The 19,034-nt window shown below is 41.6% G+C and carries 15 protein-coding genes; 7 read left to right on the top strand and 8 right to left on the bottom strand.

Features of this window, described 5'->3' with window-relative positions:
• Positions 1–62 precede the first annotated feature (62 nt).
• Genes FAY33_RS14460 through FAY33_RS14450 form a run of 3 tightly spaced genes read right to left on the bottom strand, consistent with a single transcriptional unit; the run spans position 63 to position 4,600 of the window.
• Positions 63–1,469: a HAMP domain-containing sensor histidine kinase gene (locus tag FAY33_RS14460; RefSeq protein ID WP_143321948.1), complete on the bottom strand. Its 1,407-nt coding sequence runs from the start codon at positions 1,467–1,469 to the stop codon at positions 63–65.
• On the bottom strand, positions 1,470–2,180 hold the full coding sequence (locus FAY33_RS14455; protein ID WP_143321947.1) for a response regulator transcription factor: 711 nt from the start codon (positions 2,178–2,180) through the stop codon (positions 1,470–1,472).
• Between the two features lie 26 nt (positions 2,181–2,206).
• Positions 2,207–4,600, bottom strand: coding sequence for an endonuclease MutS2 (locus FAY33_RS14450; RefSeq protein ID WP_143321946.1), 2,394 nt, complete (start codon positions 4,598–4,600; stop codon positions 2,207–2,209).
• A gap of 203 nt (positions 4,601–4,803) precedes the next feature.
• Between FAY33_RS14450 and FAY33_RS14445 the strand changes: the two genes are divergently transcribed.
• The 6 genes from FAY33_RS14445 (at position 4,804) to FAY33_RS14420 (ending at position 12,431) form a co-directional block, all read left to right on the top strand.
• Positions 4,804–6,111: a S1C family serine protease gene (locus FAY33_RS14445; protein WP_143321945.1), complete on the top strand. Its 1,308-nt coding sequence runs from the start codon at positions 4,804–4,806 to the stop codon at positions 6,109–6,111.
• A 46-nt stretch (positions 6,112–6,157) separates the two neighbouring features.
• Positions 6,158–7,111, top strand: a complete 954-nt coding sequence (locus FAY33_RS14440) for an HD domain-containing protein (protein ID WP_143321944.1) — start codon at positions 6,158–6,160, stop codon at positions 7,109–7,111.
• Positions 7,112–7,483: 372 nt separating this feature from the next.
• On the top strand, positions 7,484–8,197 hold the full coding sequence (locus tag FAY33_RS14435; protein ID WP_143321943.1) for a response regulator transcription factor: 714 nt from the start codon (positions 7,484–7,486) through the stop codon (positions 8,195–8,197).
• Complete coding sequence (locus tag FAY33_RS14430) at positions 8,169–10,421, top strand: HAMP domain-containing sensor histidine kinase (RefSeq protein WP_143321942.1); 2,253 nt, start codon at positions 8,169–8,171, stop codon at positions 10,419–10,421. Before FAY33_RS14435 ends, FAY33_RS14430 begins: the two co-directional genes overlap by 29 nt.
• A 119-nt stretch (positions 10,422–10,540) precedes the next feature.
• Positions 10,541–11,680, top strand: a complete 1,140-nt coding sequence (nagA, locus tag FAY33_RS14425) for an N-acetylglucosamine-6-phosphate deacetylase (protein WP_143321941.1) — start codon at positions 10,541–10,543, stop codon at positions 11,678–11,680.
• Between the two features lie 307 nt (positions 11,681–11,987).
• The gene (locus FAY33_RS14420) at positions 11,988–12,431 is read left to right on the top strand and encodes a hypothetical protein (RefSeq protein WP_143321940.1); all 444 of its coding nucleotides are present in this window, start codon (positions 11,988–11,990) and stop codon (positions 12,429–12,431) included.
• Positions 12,432–12,621: 190 nt separating this feature from the next.
• Here the strand turns inward: FAY33_RS14420 and phoU are convergent, their stop codons facing one another.
• The 5 genes from phoU to FAY33_RS14395 form a co-directional block, all read right to left on the bottom strand.
• On the bottom strand, positions 12,622–13,284 hold the full coding sequence (phoU, locus tag FAY33_RS14415) for a phosphate signaling complex protein PhoU (RefSeq protein WP_143321939.1): 663 nt from the start codon (positions 13,282–13,284) through the stop codon (positions 12,622–12,624).
• Positions 13,285–13,318: 34 nt separating this feature from the next.
• The gene (gene pstB, locus FAY33_RS14410; protein WP_143321938.1) at positions 13,319–14,083 is read right to left on the bottom strand and encodes a phosphate ABC transporter ATP-binding protein PstB; all 765 of its coding nucleotides are present in this window, start codon (positions 14,081–14,083) and stop codon (positions 13,319–13,321) included.
• A gap of 2 nt (positions 14,084–14,085) precedes the next feature.
• Entirely contained in the window at positions 14,086–14,988 is a 903-nt protein-coding gene (gene pstA, locus FAY33_RS14405) for a phosphate ABC transporter permease PstA (RefSeq protein ID WP_143321937.1), read from the bottom strand.
• The gene (gene pstC / locus FAY33_RS14400) at positions 14,981–15,916 is read right to left on the bottom strand and encodes a phosphate ABC transporter permease subunit PstC (RefSeq protein ID WP_143321936.1); all 936 of its coding nucleotides are present in this window, start codon (positions 15,914–15,916) and stop codon (positions 14,981–14,983) included. The genes pstA and pstC overlap by 8 nt, the downstream gene beginning before the upstream one ends.
• A 77-nt stretch (positions 15,917–15,993) precedes the next feature.
• Positions 15,994–16,902 carry a phosphate ABC transporter substrate-binding protein gene (locus FAY33_RS14395; RefSeq protein WP_143321935.1) on the bottom strand — a complete coding sequence of 303 codons (909 nt, stop codon included), beginning with the start codon at positions 16,900–16,902 and terminating at the stop codon, positions 15,994–15,996.
• Positions 16,903–17,290: 388 nt separating this feature from the next.
• On the opposite strand from FAY33_RS14395, the gene FAY33_RS14390 reads away from it, so the two are divergent.
• Positions 17,291–18,859 (top strand): plasmid pRiA4b ORF-3 family protein, encoded by a 1,569-nt coding sequence (locus FAY33_RS14390; RefSeq protein WP_143321934.1) that lies wholly within the window; start codon positions 17,291–17,293, stop codon positions 18,857–18,859.
• The last annotated feature ends 175 nt before the right edge of the window (positions 18,860–19,034 follow it).

Raw genomic sequence — 19,034 nt, 5'->3', positions numbered from 1 at the left:
GAGTTGCTGCTTTGACCAGATAGAATTGGTCAAAGCAGCAACTCCGTTTTTATGAGAAAAAATTATAAATTAGTGGATTTTGGAAGGCTGAAAATAAATTCCGAACCAACGCCTTCAGTGCTTACTACATCAATATTTTCTCCATGAGACTGAATGATCTCCCGTACAATGGCAAGTCCAAGCCCTGTCCCTTTCTTATCCTTTCCCCTGGAGGGATCGGTTTTGTAAAACCGTTCCCAGATCTTTTTTATGCTGTCTTTGGGGATTCCAATGCCTTTGTCTTTAATGGAAATAAAGATCTTCTCATACTTGCTGGAAGCCAGAATGTAGATGGTGGAATCCAGAGGACTGAATTTAATGGCATTATCAATGAGATTATAAAGAACCTGCTGAATCTTTCCAATGTCTGCATGAACCATCTGAAGATTATCTGAAAAGGTTAAGTCAAAAGTAATATTTTTTTCCCGGCAAGTGCCTTCAAAGGAAGCAGCTGTATCTTTGATTACACGGTTGATATCAAAGTTCGTCCGGTTTAAATATCCTTTGGAATCCAGAGAATTGAGTGTTAACATTCCCTGGGTCAGCTTGTTTAGCCGTTCTGTTTCAGTAATCACCCTGTTTAAATACTTCTCCTGCATCTCAGAAGGAATGGTTCCGTCTAAGATCGCTTCCAGATAGCCCTTAATCGAGGTAAGAGGAGAGCGGAAGTCATGGGAGACATTCGCGATAAATGTCTTCTGGTATTCTTCCATTTTTCCCAGCTCGCTTGACATATAGTTCAGCGTTGCAGCCAGATAGCCCATCTCATCTCTGGTATTAACAGAGATATGGTGGGTTAGATTTCCCTGGGCATATTCGTTGGCACCTGCAGTGATTTTTTTAAGTGGAATATATACGGTTTTAGTAAAAACAATCAGGATGATTAATGACAGGGCAAATATAACTGCAGCAGTCATATAAACAATATTTAAAATCCCATCCTGTTCCGTCTGCAGATAAGATAAAGGAAGGTGGATTACCACATAACCATAGGTAGTGTAGTTTCCTGTAATAGGAGCATGAACGCTTAACACATCATAGGAAAACTGGTCATAATATCTGCCGATGGTATAGGGTTTATTCCCCATGGAGGTGGGATCAAAATTATCAATTATTTTCCCACCGGGATTGGGGGCAGCACTGTTTGCAACAATCTTTCCCTGACGTTCCACAATCCATATCTGTGCGTTTAAATAACTGGCTTGCTTTACCAGTTCCGGATAGGAGGAAGAAAGGTTCATATCCTTTCCGTGGTACATACTGCTGTAGGTTGAAGCCACCTGATTGGCCTCATCGTACAGACTTTCCGAATGCTGTTTTAATAAGTACTGATTGGTGACTTTAGATGAAAAAGTGGCAATACTTATAAATCCCAATAGTCCAAACAGCATATAACCCAGAATGAACTTTGAATAAAGAGTGTGTGTCATTTACCTCTTTACCTCGAATTTATAGCCAATGCCCCACACAGTTGTTAATGCCCAGCCCGAATGATCCTTGATCTTTTCCCGGAGCCGTTTGATATGGACGTCTACGGTTCTTGTGTCACCGATATACTCATACCCCCAGATATGATCCAGGAGCTGTTCTCTGGTAAACACCTGGTTGGGGGAAGAAGCCAGAAAATATAAAAGCTCCAATTCCTTTGGAGGCATTTCAATGGAATGCCCCATATAGATTACAGAGTAATTGGTAAGGTTGACAATCAAATCGGTATACTCCACATAGTCCCCCTGCTGGTCTGCACGGGCAGCAGCCTGGGCAGGAAGGCTCTGATAACGTCTTAAAACTGCTTTTACTCTTGCTACAAGTTCTTTGGAATCAAAAGGCTTGATCATGTAGTCGTCTGCCCCCAGTTCCAGTCCCAGAACTTTATCGAAGACTTCTCCTTTTGCGGAAAGCATAATAATAGGAGTCTGTGACGAGGAACGGATCTTCTGGCATACCTGGTAGCCATCCATGCCCGGCAGCATCAGGTCTAAAAGAACCAGATGAGGTTTGAATTCCGGAAATACCCGCAGAGCTTCTTCCCCATCTCCCACAATTTCCGTATCATAACACTCTTTTATTAAATATAAGGAGATCAATTCAGCAATGTTGCTGTCATCATCTACGATCAAAATCCGCTGTTTCTCTGCCATAATGGACCCCATTTCTAAATTTAATCTTATTTAAATGAAACAATGGTTACTCCGGAATCGCCCTCTCCGAAAACCCCAAGCCGGAATTCCTTTACATATTTTAGTTTCTTTAAATGTTTATGGACTGCATTCTTTAAGGCGCCGGTTCCTCTTCCGTGGACCACCCGCACCTGTGGGAGGTGAGCAAGGTAAGCATCATCTAAATATTTATCCAGTTGAGGAATTGCCTCATCTGTTGTCATTCCGATTAAGTTAACTTCCGGAGAGACTGAAAGGGACTTGGAGACACGGGTGGAACTGCTTCCGCTGCCATTTTTTCTTCCGCCTTTCGTTCCTCCTGGAATGGAGACGGATTCTTCGTGAAGAAGTTCCAGGTCTGAAATGGAAACAAGAGATCTTAAAATCCCCATCTGCACATACAGATCTCCTTTGGAATTAGGAAGAGAGCTGACCGTTCCGTTTAGATTCATACTCAGAACCTTGACTCCGTCTCCTAACTTTAACTTCTTTGGGTCAATTCGTTTCTCTGGTTTATTCTTCTCTTTTCGAAGGGCAAGGGAAGAATCCACATCCTGGAGTTTATTTCTTAAACGGCTTCTTTCCGCCTCCAGTTCCTTGCTTACCCCGGAGTCGTTTGCCAGTTTATTGATTTGACGGATGGTCTGGTCTGCCGTATCTTTGGCTTCCCGGAGAATTCTCTGTGCTTCTTCCTTGGCACTGCGGATCATCTTGTCCTGCCGTTCTTCCAGCCTTTCTTCTTTTTGGGTCAGTCTGTTTTTTAACTGTTCTACTTCCCGTTTGTATGACTCAATCTGGATTCGCTCTTTTTCAATGGTTACCCTGTTTTCTTCCAGATGGGTCAGCAGGTCTTCAAAAGACTCGTCCTTCGCTTCCAGATGGGTTTTGGCATCCTCGATAATATAATCTGGAAGTCCCAGCTTCTTAGAGATGGCAAAGGCATTGCTCTTGCCAGGAATACCGATGAGCAGGCGATAGGTAGGTCTTAATGTTTCAACATTGAATTCGCAGCAGGCATTCTCCACACCGGGAGTGGTAAGGGCAAAGACTTTTAACTCACTGTAATGCGTGGTTGCCATGGTGCGGCATTTCATGTTATGAAGAAACGAGAGGATGGAGATGGCAAGGGCAGCCCCTTCCGTAGGGTCAGTTCCGGCACCAAGCTCATCAAAAAGACAGAGGGAATTACTGTCCGCCTGGCTGAGAATCTGGACAATGTTGGTCATATGAGCGGAAAATGTACTAAGGCTTTGTTCAATGCTCTGTTCATCGCCAATATCGGCAAATACTTCTTCAAAGACAGCCAGTTCAGATCCGTCAAATGCAGGGATATGAAGCCCGGACTGTCCCATCAGGGTAAACAGTCCAACTGTTTTAATCGAAACAGTCTTACCGCCTGTATTGGGACCGGTTACAATGAGAAGGTCAAAATCCCTCCCCAGATGAATGGTGATGGGAACAACCTTTTTCGGGTCCAGAAGCGGGTGACGTCCGTCTTTAATATTCACAATTCCTTTTGTATTGAAAATAGGCTGACTTCCATTATAATGCTTTGCCAGAGCTGCTTTCGCAAAAATAAAGTCCAGTTTTGTAACTGTAATAAAATCTGTCTCCAGTTCTTCAAGATAAGGGGCTAACTGATTGCTTAAATCAGCCAAAATCATCTCGATTTCCTTTTGTTCCTGAATTTCCAGAGCACGGAGATCATTGTTGAGCTTCACAATCGCCATTGGTTCGATGAAAAGGGTAGAACCGGTAGAAGACTGGTCATGGACCATACCTGATACCTGGGATTTATGTTCGGCTTTCACAGGCAGACAGTATCTTCCGTCTCTCATGGTGATTACTGCTTCCTGCAGATAAGACCGGTTGGAATTCAGGATGGAGTTTAACTGAGTGTGAATTTTATCATGAATGGCACGCATGGAGCGTCTTACGTGATGAAGACCAGGACTTGCATCATCGCTTACTTCCTCTTCGGAAAGAATACAACGTTTAATCTCTGTATTAACTGGAGTAAGCGGCTCCAAAATCCGAAACAGTTCTTCCAGGGAATCCTCAGGCAGCTCTGAGTCTTCGTGACGCCCGTAAGCCTTTGCCCTTGCACAGATTGTTAACAGGGAACTGAACGATAAAATCTCCACAATCCCAAGAGAACTTCCCACGTCCAGACGCATAAGTGAAGGACGAATATCTCTCACTCCGGAAAAGGAGATGGAGCCTTTCTGACGGATTCTTGTAACCGCATCGGTAGTTTCCTTCTGGGACATTACGATCTCTTCGTAATTCGTAGAAGGAACCAGATTTTTACATAGTTCTTTTCCAGAATCACAGGTGGCATATTCCGTCAACTGTGCGATAATTTTATAATATTCTAAAGTTTTTAGTGCTTTCTGATTCATATGGTATCCTTTTTATAATATTGCCGTTATAATGATGGTCATTGTATCGTTTACAGTATAGCATATGTGAGATAAAAACTGCAATCCTCAGGATGTTTTTCATGGCTGGAGAGGAAGGATCAGGGCGTTTCGTAGTTTTTTCTTGCATTAAGACAGGAAGAACCTTATAATGGTAAATAGGTCTTCTGCAAAGGAGGGTAAGTATGCCGGAAAATAACGGGCCAGATGATAAAAAGACGGAACCCCGTCGGTTTATCAATGAAAAGATAGTAAGACAGTCCATATCAAAAGAGGATATGTTAAAAAGAGTGTTAGGTCTTTTGGTGACTGCAGTTATTTTTGGATTTGTTGCGGCGGTTACATTTGTCATATCAAGGCCGGTTGCCGAGCGCTGGTTGCTGAAAGGGAATGCGACAGAAGGGACTTCAGTGACCATACCAAAGGATGATCCCGATGCCATGATATCAGAATCAGAGACAACCACAGTCACTGAGACAGAGCCCATTGAAGACATATTAAAGTCTGCCATGGAGAAGTATCCATTTTCAGTGGAGGATTTAAATACGCTTTACGGAAACTTAAAAACAGTAGTGCAGAAAGCGGACAAGGCAATCGTGACCGTTCATTCCGTAAAGACGCAAAAGGACTGGTTTAATAATCCGGTAGAAAATTCTGGTTTGTTTGCAGGTGTTATAACAGCGACGGCTAACCAGGAGCTTCTTATTCTTACACCAGAAGGTGCGGTGGAGGATGCAGAGGCGATCAGAGTGGCATTTTCAGACGGAACAGAGGTACAGGGTACAATCAAACAGACGGACCGGATTTCCGGTATGGCGATTGTCAGTGTATCGACGGAGGGGCTGGGAAGGGCATTGCTGGAAGAAGTCAGAGCGCTTGAACTTGGTAACTCTTATTCTGTAAAACAAGGGGATCCGGTTATAGCCATAGGAGGACCTGCAGGTATGGTTCATTCCTCTAACTATGGATTCATTTCTTATATAACGAAGAATGTTCAGGTTACGGACGGGATGACTCGTATTTTATATTCTGATGTGAAAGGGAATGCCGGAACAGGAACCTTTCTCATGAATACCTCGGGTCAGATTATTGGCTGGGTAACCGATGACTATAAGAATGATGGCAATCAGGATATGACAGCAGCCATGGCCATATCTGATTATAAGATTATTTTGGAAAAGATGAGCAACGGAGCTGCATTCCCTTATTTTGGAATCAAGGGACAAGAGGTCAGTGCGGCCATGAATACCAGCGGTATGCCTCTTGGAGTATACGTTGTAGACTTAAGCGCAGATGGACCTGCATATAATGCGGGAATTCAGTGCGGTGACATTATTACCTCCATGGGAGGGGAAAAGATTGTAACCATGAAGGACTTCCAGTCCCTGTTAGAAAAGTCAGCAACTGGTCAGGTCATGCCTGTAACTGTTTCACGCAGCGGAAGAGAAGAATATAAAGAGATACAATTTCAGGTAACCATTGGAGCCAGGTGATCTTCCTGGCTTCCTTACTGCCTAAGTGATTATATGGAGGAATAGAATGAGATATATTGAATCATTCCGTGAGGGAATGCACGTTTCGGATGTGTTTTTATGTAAAAACAGGCAGATCTGCCTGACGAAATCAGGAAAAGAATATGGGAACCTGCTTCTTCAGGATAAGACCGGGACCGTAGATGCAAAGATATGGGATTTAGGTTCTCCGGGAATTGGGAATTTCGAAGCCCTGGATTATGTATTTATAGATGCGGATGTGACGGTATTCCAGAATTCCAATCAGCTGAATATTAAGAGAATCCGCAAAGCAGAGGAAGGGGAATATATTCCAGGTGATTACCTGCCGGTTTCTTCTAAGAATATTGATGCAATGTATGAAGAACTGTCAGCCTTTATCAGATCCTTAAAAGATCCATATTTGAAGAAACTTTTAGAAAGTTTCTTTGTGGATGATCTGGAATTTGCCAAGGGGTTCCGGTTTCATTCTGCAGCCAAAAGTGTGCATCATGGTTTTGTAGGAGGTCTTTTGGAGCACACATTAGGTGTGGTTAAACTGTGTGATTACTACGCTTCCAATTATCCACTGATTAACCGGGATCTGCTGCTTACGGCTGCCATGTTCCATGACATTGGAAAAACCAGGGAACTTTCCGTATTTCCGGAGAATGATTACACCGACGACGGTCAGCTTCTGGGACATATTATTATCGGTACAGAGATGGTGGGTGAGCGGATTAGAACTATAAATGGATTTCCGGAAAAGACCGCTTCCGAACTCAAACACTGTATCTTGGCCCATCATGGGGAACTGGAATACGGATCCCCCAAGAAGCCGGCATTGATTGAAGCCCTCGCCCTTAATCTTGCAGACAATACGGATGCCAAGATGGAGACGATCATTGAAGTATTAAAAGGTGCAGGTGATAACAACGGCTGGCTGGGATATAACCGGCTGATGGAGACAAATATCAGAAAGACAACCCAGTCCTTTTTATAATAAGGAAAATGCAATTTCTGTCATTGCTGAGGAGGTAAGGGACCTTGCTTCCCAGGTGCTTATGACTGCAACTGGAGAAATGCTCAGACAGGCAGAAGGATTTAAAGTTTAAAACAAAACAGTTACATTTAAAGAATGGGAATTTGCTCACAAGGCAGAATCCCATTTTTTTAGAATTTCTTTCGTTTTGTCTGTTTATCAATTTAAGATTGGTTCACTATTCTAATAACAGAAGTAAAGAGGGTAGAAAAAGACATGGCTGGCAATTATAAACAGCAGAAGGTTGTTGATTCATGATTTAAATGATAAAATCAGTACAGACAGGTATTAAAATCGGTGTTTATCAGGTCGTGTCATAAAGGAGAGATAACAATGGAAGCAAACCACATCTTATTGGTAGAAGATGATAAAGAGATTAGAGAAGGGGTAGAGATCTATTTAAGAAGCCAGGGCTATGAAGTGTTTCAGGCAGCAGATGGGATGGAAGGATTAAAGATTCTGGACAAAGAGGAGATTCATCTTGCCATCGTTGATGTGATGATGCCAAGGATGGATGGAATCACCATGACCGTTAAGCTGAGGGAAAAGTATGACTTTCCCGTCATTATTCTGTCAGCAAAATCCGAAGAAGTAGACAAAATTATGGGGCTTAATATTGGTGCGGATGATTATGTCTCCAAACCATTTACCCCAATGGAGCTTCTGGCAAGGGTTAATTCACAGCTCAGAAGGTATAAAAAATATATGGAGATGCTGGAAGAAAAAGAAGAAAAGGAAAGAAGCAATGTATATGTAATTGGAGGTCTGGAATTAAACGAAGATACCATAGAGGTCTTTGTAGATGAAAGACCGGTAAAGCTGACTCCCATTGAATTTAAGATTCTTGCCCTTTTGATGAAGAATCCCGGAAGAGTATTTTCAGCAGAAGAGATTTATGAAAGAGTCTGGAATGAACGAGCGATCAATACGGATACGATTATGGTTCATGTAAGAAAAATAAGAGAAAAGATAGAGATTAATCCGAAAGAACCAAAATATTTGAAGGTGGTGTGGGGCGTTGGATATAAAATCGAGAAACAGGCATAGAATCAGCCTTTTCCTGGCTGTGATTGTGGTATTGTGTGTTTCGGCGGTCATGGTTGGACTTTACCCCTTTTTTAAGAATGAGTCTTTCAGGAACAAGGAGCCGGTATACCAGGAACGTGGATTTTTAAAATATCTGACTTATGGAAATTATGTGCTTGCCATGGAACAGGCAAGGGCACAGAAGGGAGAAATACTATCTCCGTTTCAGTTATTCTTTCCCAATGCTGCAGATGAACTGAAAAATCAGTGGAATACCCAGAATCAGCCGGACACGGAGAATCAGACAGAACAGACAACCGTAACGGAATATTTTTCAGAAGGTATGGGATATGAAGAGGAATCGGATACCCGCCAGAGATATCTGCAGGAACTCCGGCATAACTGTGTCCGGGAATTTGATAATTGGAACCGGAATTTTGGCAGAATCCGAAACTTTATGGATTATCAGGTTTTGGATGGAGAGGGGACTGTTTTAACGGATCATTCCGATGGACGTTCTATCTCTTCAGATAAAGAGTATCAGTTTAAAGCAGTACTGCATTATGATGGTCAGGGAAGAATGGAAGTTATTTCCACAGAAGGAGGAGATACAGCGTCACTGCTGAGCCTTCTTCAGGACTTTGGAGATGAGGACCCGATGGAGCAGCACTATGCAGACGAATATAAGTATGACTCTCAATTAAAAATGGATAATCCCCAAAATATGACTTTTACTTATGGAATGACCCAGCAGCAGATAGACGCATTTCAGGAGACGGCAGGAGACATGTTTCATTCCTATGATAATTCAGGAAGCGTATTAAAACTGTTTTTGGGATTTGTATGTGCGGTGGCAGTAATCGCTTTTTTCTTTTCCTGTTTTGATGTGACATGGCAGGGCAGCAGCCGGATACTTCGAACCCCATTTGAGGTCGTGTTCAGCATAGGCAGCGGTGGTGTGGCATTTGGTGCAGGACTGACGAGCCTGGTTGAAGTTACCAATCAGGGAGAACTGTTTGCAGCACTTATCCGTGCCAACTTTTTGCCCGGGGTTGCTGACATTATGGTGAAATTATGGAACGTGTTCTGGTGGTCCATCCCCTTTGGTGTGGTGTATTGGTCTGTATTATGTCTGCGGGATGTCATAACCATTGGATTAAAGCGGTATCTAAGAGAAAGAACTTTATGTGGTTGGTTTTGGGGGTGGATAAAAAGAGTTTGTGTGAAAACTTATAAATATGTAGGAAATATTAATCTAAAGGAGCAGCCGGACCGGACCATTTTCCGAATTGTAGGAGTAAACTTTATTATTCTTGCATTGCTTTGCAGTATGTGGTTTTTGGGAATCGGAGCGTTAGTTCTATATTCTATTATCCTTTTCTTTGTTATGAGAAAATACTACAAAGATTTAAGAGAGAAATATCAGATTCTTCTCAATGCCACCAATCAGATTGCAGAAGGAAACCTGGAGGTCGTTATTGAGGAGGATTTAAGTGTGTTTGAGCCTTTCAAAAAAGAGATGCAGAAGATACAAAGTGGATTTAAGGTGGCAGTAGAAGAAGAGGTGAAGAGCCAGAAGCTAAAGACCGATTTAATCAGTAATATGTCTCATGATTTAAAGACCCCTCTGACTGCGATCATCACATATGTCAATCTGATGAAAGACGAGCGGGTTACCCCGGAACAGAGAAAAGCGTATATTGATATTCTGGAACAGAAATCCATGCGCCTAAAATCCCTGATTGAGGATCTTTTTGAAATCAGCAAAGCCAACAGCAACAATGTAACTTTGAATCTGGAAGAGGTGGATATTGTAAGCCTGCTAAAAGAAGTCAGTCTGGAACTAAGTGATAAAATCGAAGAATCCTCCATTGATTTTCGCTGGAATCTTCCCGAGGAGAAGATTGTGCTGCCTCTTGATGGACAGAAAACTTACCGGATATTTGATAACCTTCTCACCAATATTATCAAATATGCCATGCCAAATACCAGAGCGTATATTGATATGAAAAAAGTAGATGGCTACGTAGTCACCACATTAAAGAATGTTTCTGCAGCAGAGTTAACCTTTAATCCGGAAGAGATCACAGAACGGTTTGCCAGAGGAGACCAGTCCCGCAATACCGAGGGGTCCGGTCTTGGCATGGCGATTGCCAAAAGTTTTGTAGAACTTCAGAATGGGAAACTTCAGGTAGAATTAGAAGCGGATCTATTCCGGGTTATTATACGCTGGCCTGTTAATTGAAAAAATATTTTTTATAATAAATAAAAAGAAAATATTTTCCATATTTCTTGAAAATGGCACTGAGATTGTTTATACTAAAGAAAAACAATCTCAGTGCCATTTAAGAAAGGATTACAATTATGATAATACAGAGCAGGCGCGTCTGGATTGCAGGTCAGTTCATACCGGCACAGCTTAAGGTGGAAGACAAAAAGATTGAAGCGATCTATGCCTATGGAGAGCTGCCGGTTCAAAAAGATTATGGAAATGACAGGATTGTTCCAGGATTCATAGATATTCATACTCACGGAGCCTATGGATATGATACCAATGATGGAGATCAGGAGAAGCTGCTTGACTGGATGAAGCGGATTCCGGAAGAGGGAGTTACATCCATATTACCCACTACGGTAACTCAGGTGCCGGAAGTGTTATTAAAAGCTGTTTCAAGTGTTGCTGATGTGGCAGAGTACGATTATGAAGGCGCGGAGATTCTAGGAATCCATTTTGAAGGACCTTACCTGGATATGAAATACAAGGGTGCTCAGCCTCCAGAAGCTATCGCACATGCAACGGTTTCAGAATTTAAGAAATATCAGGAAGCAGCCAGAGACATGATTCGTTATATCACTCTCGCTCCTGAACATGATACTGGTTTTGAGCTAACCAGGTATTTAAGTAAAAATGGAGTCGTAGTCAGCATGGGGCATTCCTCCGCTACTTATGAACAGGCGCTTATGGGAATTGCCAATGGTGCCACCTCCATGACTCATGTTTACAATGGAATGACTCCCTATCATCATCGAAATCCTGGTCTTGTAGGAACGGCGTTCCGGGTGAGAGACATCTACGGTGAGATCATCTGCGACGGATGTCATTCCCATGTTGCCGCACTTAATAACTTTTTTACGGCGAAGGGCAGAGAGTACGGCATCATGGTCAGCGATTCCCTTCGGGCAAAACATTGCCCACCAGGAGGTTCTTATAAACTGGGAGGTCATAACATTGAGATTAGAGAGAATGGTCTGGCGTACTTAAAGGGAACGGAGACGATTGCAGGAAGTACCTTAAATATGAATATAGGGCTTAAGATTCTGGTAGAAGAGGCCATGGTACCTTTTGACACTGCGCTTAATTCCTGTACGATTAATCCGGCCAGGTGCCTGCGGGTAGATGACCGAAAGGGACGTGTGGCAGCAGGATATGATGCGGATTTCGTAGTGCTATCCGATTCTTATGATGTGGTTCAGACTTATTGTAGAGGGATTGCTATGTTGTAAAAGCAGGCTGAGTGGCTAGCGGTTTTTTCGTTGGGTGCTCAGCCTTTTTGTTAAGATTGATAGGTAATTCGCTCCATGTCCTGTATGTTTTTGGATATTATACAATGATATATCGAGCATCTTCAATTATCCAAGGTAGTAGAATTGAGGGACAGCTGTTTTGACAAAGCAAAAGTCAGTATTATTAAATTTTATTTAAGATTTCAATAGTATTGTTGGAATATAAAACGGAACGAGTTAAGATAATAGTATATTTTGGGAGTAAAACAATAAATAGATAGTAAAATGTATTTATAAGGAGAATGATATGAAAAAAATATTATACGAGAATTTGCCATACTTAGCCATATTGCTAGTCTGTTTATTTAATGTAAGTAGTATAGTTAGAGGATCGGAAAATACCATTATGAGAAAATATGGAAAAATGACAGATGAAGAAAAGAAACTTTATGATATTTCAAAAGTTAAAATGTCACAAATTTTATATATTCTGTCTTTAGTACTTGTGACTGTTCTTGCATTTGTGTTTTCGGTAATTTTTCCTAATATCATTTATCCGAATACATTCTTAGCATTTTATATACTAGAAATAATAGTTCTTTTTATTCTTTCAGAAACAAAGCTTATACTTAACGGGTTTTGTAAAAAAAATAGGATTAACCAATTCGTAATAAATTGGTATTCAAAAGCTAATTATACCGGTCTCATAAACACCACAAAAACTGACGTACGTGAGGATTACTTATGCTAGTAAATTAAAAAACGAATTAAGATCATGGAAATGACAGAGTGTTTAAGCACTGAGTCCGCAGTGGCAAGCTCGAATCCGCTGCGCTTCTTCTCGCTTGACGGCTGTCGCCGTATACCAAAAAAACGAAAGTGGGTCTAAGAATACCAGCATTCTTAGACCAACTTCCGTTTTTCGGTGCACTGCTCGTAGCTTATAAGATTCTTACATTCTTCAAAGCACCTGTCATGGCAAATTCTGTCCACTCGCAGACATTTACCGCATGATCCCCAATCCGTTCTAAATATTTTGCCACCATCAGCAGATCAATGCACTGATCAATGTGTTCCGTAGAATTTTTAAGCAGATCAACCACATCCGTTTTAACTTTGTCAAATAATTCATCGACTACATCATCCTGTGCTTCAATCTGTTTCGCTGTCTCCACGTCCTGTGTAATAAATGCCTCGATGGAACAGTGCACCATTTCACGGGCAGCCGTAGCCATTGTTGGAATATGACGGACTACATGGTATACATGCTCACCTTTGATTCTAAGAATCAGCTCTGCAATATCAGAAGCATGGTCCCCGATCCGCTCTAAGTCTGTAACTACCTTCAATGCACTGGAAACCACTCTTAAGTCCCCTGCAACAGGCTGCTGGCGAAGAATAATAGAAAGGCAGCGTGCTTCAATGGAACGCTCCAGATCGTTAATGGTACGATCTCCCTTAATAATATCTTCCGCTTTTTCAAAGTCCTGATCCTCAAATGCGATAAAACACTGTTCAATGGAGTTTTCCACCATGCGCCCCATTTCCTTAATATCATCATTTAAGAGATTTAATTCATGTTCATAATTTACTCTCGTTGTCATAGCTCTTCTCCTTTTGCTTCCGCATTAAAATTCATCAACCGAAACGTCCGGTAATATAGTCCTCTGTCCGCTTATCCTTTGGAACTGTAAACAGTTCTGTAGTAGAAGCATATTCAACCACTTCTCCAACCAGGAAAAATGCAGTGTAGTCAGCAATTCTGGTAGCCTGCTGCATGTTATGGGTAACAATTGCAACCGTATATTTTTCTTTTAACTCATCCATCAGGTCCTCAATCTTCAAAGTGGAGATGGGGTCCAGTGCAGAGGTCGGTTCATCCATGAGAAGGACTTCCGGTTCAACCGCCAATGCTCTGGCGATACAAAGGCGCTGCTGCTGTCCCCCAGACAGACCAAGTGCAGATTTTTTCAAACGGCTGGACACTTCATCCCAGAGTGCGGCACCTTTTAAACTCTTTTCAACGATCGCATCAAGTTCCGCTTTATTCTTAATTCCATGAATTCTTGGACCATACGCAACATTATCGTAGATGCTCATAGGAAATGGATTGGGCTGCTGAAAAACCATGCCTATTTTCTTACGCAGTAAGGTGGTATCAACTCTTGGGTCATAGATATTTTCCCCATCTAAAAGAACTTCCCCTTCAATCTTGATGTTTGGAACCAGATCATTCATCCGGTTCAGTGTTTTTAAGTAAGTAGATTTTCCGCATCCGGAAGGTCCGATAAAAGCTGTAATTTTGTTGGTATAAAGTTCCAGATTCACATCCTTTAACGCATGGTTGGTTCCATAATATAAGTTTAAATTGCTGGATGATATTTTAGCGGTATTCGTATTCACGATTATTTAACCTCCGTATTGAATTTGTGGGAAAGGAATTTTGCAAGCCCGTTAATTGCCAGTACAATGATTAACAGAACCACTGCAATTCCAAAGGCTTCTCCGTATTTTGCTTTTTGCATACATAAGTAAAGCTGGATTGTTAACGTTCCGCCGGATTCAAAAATCTTTCCAAAGAAATCTTTTGGAAGGAGATAACCACTGCCTGCTGTGAATAAAAGAGCAGCCGATTCTCCAACAATACGTCCGATGGCAAGAATAATTCCAGTTACAATTCCAGGCATGGCACTGGGAAGCAAAATTGTACGGATCATGTACCATTTGGTAGCTCCAATGCCCAGTGCACCTGCACGGTAGCTTTCAGGTACCGTTTTCAAAGCTTCCTGGGTGGTGCGGGTAATCAGAGGCAGAACCATAATTGCCAGAGTAAATGCACCTGTAAGAATGGAGTAGCCCAGTCCCAGAGTAGTACCGAAGAAAACATATCCAAATAAACCAAAGATAATGGAAGGAATTCCAGACAGTGTTTCTGTTGTGAATTCTATGATACGAACAATTGTACCACCTTTTGCGTATTCGTTCAAATAGATTGCAGCACCAACGCCGATGGGAGTTGCAATAAGCAGAGTGATGACTACGATATAAAGAGTATTAACAATATTCCCGATTATTCCAAATGTTCCTTTAATTGTGCTTGGAACGGTAGTTAGAAATTCCAGGCTGATGTAAGGAATTCCCCGAACAAATACATAACCCATGATTCCTATAAGCACCAGGATTGAAATTAAGGCACATAGATAGATAAGAACTAATAAAACAGAATCAGCGACACGGGTTTTTCGGTTGTATATGCTATTTGGAGATAAACTCTGATTTAAAGCAGGCATGACGGCATGGTTAGTCATGGTGTCGGTCCCCTTTCTTTAAGATGTTATTCAGTGATATATTAATAATCATAATGAAGGCGAATAAAACAAGTCCGATTGTAAATAAAACCTGTTTGTGAAGGCCCTGTGAGTAAGACATTTCCGATACAATTGCAGTGGTAAGAAACCGCACTGAATTAAATGGAAGAGGGAGGTTTACCGCACTTCCTGATACAAGGCTGATAGCCATTGCTTCTCCGATTGCTCTTCCTGTACCAAGAACAATAGCAGTTACAATGCCAGACTTCGCTGCCGGAAGAACCACATGAAAGATTGTCTGTATCTTTGTAGCCCCAAGAGCCAGGGAGGCACTGCGCAGATGCTGTGGAACTGAGTGGAGAGCTGTTTCACTGATATTGATAACCGTAGGAAGAATCATCAGTGAAAGAACCAGAACCGCTGAGATTAAATTGGCACCTCCGGTAAACTGATGAGTGGTGGAGCCTGCAAATATTTTCAGCTCCAGTTTATACATAAGAGGATTTAAAACCAGAATCCCCAAAAGTCCATAAATAACAGAAGGAATACCAGCTAAAAGCTCGACTGCCGGGCGTACGATCCGTGTAAGTTTCAAAGGGGCTACCTCAGCCAGAAATACAGCAGTCATAACACCGATGGGAACACCGATTAAGATTGCCAGTGCAGTGCCTACAATGGAGGTTAAGATAACATATAAGATACCAAAGCTGGGAGAAGCAGCAGTTGGTCTCCAGACAGAACCGAATAAAATATCCAGAATTCCCACCTTAAACAGAGACGGAGTGCCGCTTATAAGCATGTACAAACTAATGGAGGCCACTGCCAGAACAGCAAAGAAGCCACAGATGGTAAAGATAACCTCTGCAGCATGTTCTACTCCTGATTTACTTCCTTGGCCACCGAATATGGAATATGTCTTTGGTCGCATAAAAGAAACTCCTTTCAAAAAATAGAGACGCAACGTAGAGCATCGGCTGCGTCTCCGGTAAATGTATTGCTGTCGGATTAGTTTGCGGGAATTAAACCAACAGATTTTACTAATTCTTTTCCTTCGTCAGAATAGATGAAGTCAAACAGAGCTTTTACTAAATCACTTTGCTCAGAAACATCACCTTTGGTTGCCATAACAAATGGGCGGCTTAAAAAGTAAGAGCCAGCCTTGATGTTTTCGGCAGTCGGTTCTGTTCCTTCCAGATTCATGGTCTTTACGGTATCGTCAAGAACGTCAAGGGAAACATAACCGATGGAACCAGGAGTTGATGCAACCTTTGCCATAACTGCCCCGGTGCTGTCAAGTTCGTTGCTGTATTTGCAGGCATCCTCAAGCTTTAATAATTCCTCAAATGCGCTCCTTGTACCGGAACCTGCCTCACGGCCAATCACTACGATTGGCTGATCTGCTCCGCCTAAATCTTTCCAGTTAGCAGTTGTGCCGTTATAAATACTGATTAACTGATCTTTTGTCAGATCTTCAACTGTATTCTTAGGATCAGAAACAACCGCAATGCCATCAATTGCAACGATGTTTTCTGCAATCCCTTTTGATTTTTCTTCATCTTTTAAATTACGGGAAGAGTTACCGATATCTGCAGAGCCATTGCTGACTGCTTCAATACCTGCACCAGAGCCAACGAATTCAGCCTGTACAGTAACACTTGGATTCTTTTCCATAAATACTTCGCTTAATGCTGTTGCGAATTTCTCCATAGAGGTAGAACCTACCATACTAATGGAACCTTTTAAATCACCTGCAGCAACAGTGGATCCTGCTGTGCTTGAATCCTCAGAAGCGGCGGCGGTTGAAGCATCAGAAGCCTGTGTCTCGGCAGGTTTGTTTCCGCATCCAGCCAGAGCACCCATTGTGAGAATTGTTAAACCAGTTATTGCGAGTGTTTTCATATAATTTTTTTTCATAATTACTTTCTCCTCTTCTCTCTACAAAATTGCTTTTGCTTACATGATGGAGTATAACAGTCGTGCAAAGTTAATGATATCATATTTTTGTATAAGTAATGTAAAGGTTGTGTAAAAAACCAAAGATTTTGTCGTATTCAATATAAAGAAAGTATCTGCAGTTTTGTGCAATACAAATCCTCAAATCTTTCCGCAATGCTATTTTATATAGAAAAAACACCTTTTACAGAAAAAACATTATGGCATGCCGTTAAAAAATGCTTAATACACTGGACAGAACTGGATAAAGTGTGGTAAATTGGAACGTGCGCTTTTCTATATTGGAAACCGCAGCAATAATCCGTTAGATAAATATGGATAGGAAAGATACGAGACAGGAGGACGTTTCATGGGAGCATATCAACTGAAAATCACGATCAAAGGCAGTAAGCCGCCGATATGGAGAAGGATTCTGGTGCCGGAAGGAATAACCTTTTCAAAACTACACCAGGTGATTCAGACTGCGTTCTCCTGGAGCGATGAACATCTGTATCAATTTGAATTCCGTTCCGAAAAGATACGGGTAGTTCCGTTTGAAGAGAACGAGTCTAAGAAGTTTCAATATATTATGGCAGAAGAATCCATTGACGCATTGGTATCTGGCACCAACAAGTTTACCTATACCTATGACTTTGGAGATAACTGGGAACATACCATTCAGGTAGAGGACAAGATTGCTGATTATAATGAAAAGTCTGCCCAGGTAATCAAATTCAAAGGAGATATTATTCCTGAGAACTGCGGAGGCATTGCAGCGTTTTATGAACTCCTTGAGAAATCTCCTGAGAATATAAAAGAATACGACATGGCATCTGTTAATCTTGCGTTAAATCAATCAGGACAGATTCAGCCGGAAGAAGTTCATATAAAAGAGATCTACAATTATTATGATAAAGACAGCATTATAGAGATTGCCCAAAGACATGGACTAAGCGGAGTGGCAAAGCTTAAGAAAGAAGAGTTAATTAAGCAGACCACTTCACACATCCTGGATAAAGATGTAATGAGACGTTATTTTCTTTGTGTCCGTGATTCTGAGATAAAGTTATTTGATCTGGTAGCAGAGGGCAATTGTGAAGTTCATTCTGATGATATAGAAGAACTGGATTTTCTCTATGCAGGAGGTTACTTGACTTCTGGCTCTGATTCCCATTTTGTGGTAGCAGAAGAGGTAGTGAAAGCTTACCAGGAGATCAATACACTCCAGTTCCAGGAAGAACGCAGCCGTCTTAGTACAATCGGAGACTATTTTTGTGCGGCAAATTCCCTTTATGCAGTAACGCCGCCTTCCGTATTATTAGAAACGTTTAACAAATACGAAGAGAAAAAGCTTACGTTTGAAGAGTTGCTGCGTGCTTATGAATGTTTACGGCCTTACCGCTGTCTCGTTCAATATATTGATGGAAACTTTGTTGATGGAGCTTTGGCAGAGCAGAAGAGTTATACTGATTTGCTTCATATGCAGAAAAAGGTTCCATATTACATACCGTCAAAACAGGAGATTCGTTTCATGGCAGATCATGACGGTTTCCTCATGACATCTGAACTTGAGAAGTTAAACCATTTTCTGAAGGTTCAGATGGACTTATCAGATGATACGATTCCTTATATTCTTCACCAGATCCAGGCGGAGATCAGTCTTGGAGGTCAGCTTCCGGAGATTATGAATGATATAGAGGCAGCAGGCATCGTATTGAGTGAGACAGAACAGTTAGAACAGTTTACCAGCATTATTACAGATGTATGGAATCAGACCAGAATGGTATTAAATCGTGGACATAAACCATATGAGATGGTAATGAAAGGATTGGAGGAAGTATCTTCTCAGCGAAAAGTCGCTCAAAAGATCTATCCTAATGATCCATGCCCCTGTGGAAGCGGCAAAAAATACAAGAAGTGCTGCGGCAGGAAAGCCTGATCACTTAACGCAAAAGCCCTGACAGTTGCTGTCGGGGCTTTTGCGTTATCTCTATATAATAATGGAAAATATAATCTTATTTATAAAAAGTAAAATAAATGTAAAAAAGATGTTGACATTTGTCGGAAAGCTTGATATGATATAACTCGCCGCTGAAAACGGCGGCAAACTTCTT

It is taken from the genome of Clostridium sp. HBUAS56010 (assembly GCF_007115105.1).
In the GTDB taxonomy this organism is placed as follows: domain Bacteria; phylum Bacillota; class Clostridia; order Lachnospirales; family Lachnospiraceae; genus Lacrimispora.
This window is presented reverse-complemented; position numbering and strand designations above follow the sequence as displayed.